1 protein-coding gene is annotated in these 2,022 nt (G+C 73.5%); it reads left to right on the top strand.

Annotated elements, in window-relative coordinates; all coding sequences use genetic code 11:
• Positions 1–1,978 (top strand): right-handed parallel beta-helix repeat-containing protein (locus tag ACYVE9_RS24480; protein ID WP_461030072.1); only part of this gene is annotated, 1,978 nt, incomplete at its 5' end.
• Between the last annotated feature and the right edge of the window lie 44 nt (positions 1,979–2,022).

Raw genomic sequence — 2,022 nt, 5'->3', positions numbered from 1 at the left:
CGGCCTCGGGCTGAGCCTGTCCGGCGGCGCGGGCGGCCTGTTCGAGGAGTGCGAGGTGGTGGCGGCCGGGCAGTCCGGCATCTCGGTGCGCGACGGCGCCCACCCGCGGCTCGACCGGTGCCGGGTCCACCACGCGTCCGGCGCCGGCCTGTCACTGACAGGTGAGGGCACCTCTGTCGAGGCGGTGGGCTGCGAGTTCTACGAGATCAAGGGCACCGGCGTCCAGGTCGCCTCGCGCGCGGTCGGCCAGCTGACGGACTGCCAGGTGCACCGCACGACGGCCGACGGCATCACGCTGGACACCGACGCGGTGCTCACCCTCGCCGACTGCGACATCCACGACATCCCGGAGAACGGCATCGACCTCAGGTCCCGTTCGGTGCTGACGCTGACCCGCTCGGCGGTGCGTCGCTTCGGCCGGAACGGGCTGTCGGTGTGGGACCCGGGCACCCGGGTGGACGCCAACCGCTGCGAGATCCACGAGGCCACCGGCGACTACCCGGCGGTGTGGATCAGCGACGGCGCCTCCGCCGTGCTCGACACCTGCCGGGTGCACGGCGTGCCCGACGCCCTGTTCGTGCTCGACCGGGGCTCCCGCGCGGACGTCGTGGACAGTGACATCTCACAGGTGCGCGGGACCGCCGTGTCGGTGAGCGACGGCGGCTCGGTGCAGCTCGACGACTGCCGGATCCGGGACGCGGCGACCGGCGCCTGGTTCCGCGACCACGGGAGCGGCGGCACCCTGTCGGGCTGCACCATCGACGGTCCGGCCAGCGGCATAATCGTCACCAAGGGCGCCGACCCTCAGGTCGAGCGCTGCACCGTGACCGGCCCGGCCGAGGCGGGCGTCTACGTCTCCGCGCAGGGGCGCGGCACCTTCACCGGCTGCAAGGTGACGGACAGCGGCGGCTACGGCTTCCACGTCATCGACGGCTGCCGCACCACGCTGAAACGCTGCCGGACCGAGCGGTGCGCGCGCGGCGGCTACGAGTTCGCCGAGGACGGCACCTCGGTGGAGGACTGCAGCAGCGACGAGTCCGCCGTCGCGCCTTCGCCCGCGCCGGCGAAGGCGGCGGCCGTGCAGACGGCCGGCCTGCTCACCGCGGCGCCGCAGGTGTCGGTGCCCGCGCCGGCCGCCCCCGTCGAACCCGAAGACGGGCCCGCCGCAAGGCCCGCCCAGGACGTGCTGTCGGAGTTGGACACGCTGGTGGGGCTGGACAGCGTCAAGCGCGAGGTGCGGGCGCTCACCGACATGATCGAGGTGGGCCGGCGGCGGCAGCTGGCCGGGTTGAAGGCCGCGTCGGCCCGGCGGCACCTGGTGTTCACCGGCTCCCCCGGCACCGGCAAGACGACCGTCGCGCGGCTCTACGGGCAGATCCTGCACTCGCTGGGCGTGCTGGAGCGCGGCCACCTGGTGGAGGTCTCCCGGGTGGACCTCGTCGGTGAGCACATCGGCTCGACGGCGATCCGCACCCAGGAGGCGTTCGACCGGTCCCGCGGCGGCGTGCTGTTCATCGACGAGGCGTACGCGCTCTCCCCCGAGGACTCCGGCCGGGACTTCGGCAAGGAGGCGATCGACACCCTGGTCAAGCTGATGGAGGACCACCGGGACGAGGTGGTGGTGATCGTCGCCGGCTACACCGCGGAGATGGAGCGCTTCCTGGCGGTCAACCCCGGTGTGGCCTCACGCTTCTCCCGGACGATCACCTTCGGCGACTACGAGCCCGAGGAGCTGCTGTGCATCGTCCGGCAGCAGGCCGAGGAGCAGCAGTACCGCCTCGGTGAGGGCGCCGAGGAGGCGCTGCTCAAGCACTTCACCGCGATCCCCCGGGGTCCGTCCTTCGGCAACGGCCGCACGGCGCGGCAGACCTTCGAGGCGATGGTCGAGCGGCACGCGGGCCGGGTAGCGCAGCTCCCCGACCCGAGCACCGAGGAGCTCACCCTGCTGTACGCGGAGGATCTTCCGGAGCTGCGCTGAGCGGCCCGGCGCGGTCCGCGGCGGCCGGCTCCCCCGCCGGCCGC

The sequence above is a fragment of the Streptomyces sparsus genome (assembly GCF_054776295.1).
Note: the sequence above shows the minus strand (reverse complement) of the source record. Positions and strands in the feature narration are given on the sequence as shown.